Here is a 376-nt window from a genome sequence, read left to right as displayed (position 1 = left end):
GCGGAAGCTGATCGGGGACATGGTCACCAAAATGACGCTCAATGCAAGCCTGCATGGCCCGAATCGCGTAATCGCACGCGGCCAACCGCCGCGTCACGATTGCCCCCGCCCGCCGGGGTCGCTATCTGTTTGGCAGCCAGATTGCCACGGAGGGGGCCCCAGCACATGACAGACCAGACCGAGATCGTTCGCGAATCGATGGAATACGACGTCGTGATCGTGGGCGCGGGGCCGGCGGGCCTGTCGGCCGCGATCCGGCTGAAGCAGATCGACGCCGAACTGTCCGTCGTGGTCCTGGAAAAGGGCTCGGAGGTGGGCGCCCACATCCTGTCGGGTGCCGTGCTGGACCCCTGCGGGCTGGACCGGCTGATCCCCG

1 protein-coding gene is annotated in these 376 nt (G+C 66.8%); it reads left to right on the top strand.

What is annotated here, in order from left to right; all coding sequences use genetic code 11:
- Positions 1-165: 165 nt before the first annotated feature.
- Positions 166-376, top strand: a 211-nt coding sequence (locus tag TW83_RS18080; protein ID WP_045984175.1) for an FAD-dependent oxidoreductase, incomplete at its 3' end; no start/stop codon positions are given.

Source organism: Paracoccus sp. S4493 (assembly GCF_000967735.1).
Lineage (GTDB): Bacteria > Pseudomonadota > Alphaproteobacteria > Rhodobacterales > Rhodobacteraceae > Paracoccus > Paracoccus marcusii.
This window is presented reverse-complemented; position numbering and strand designations above follow the sequence as displayed.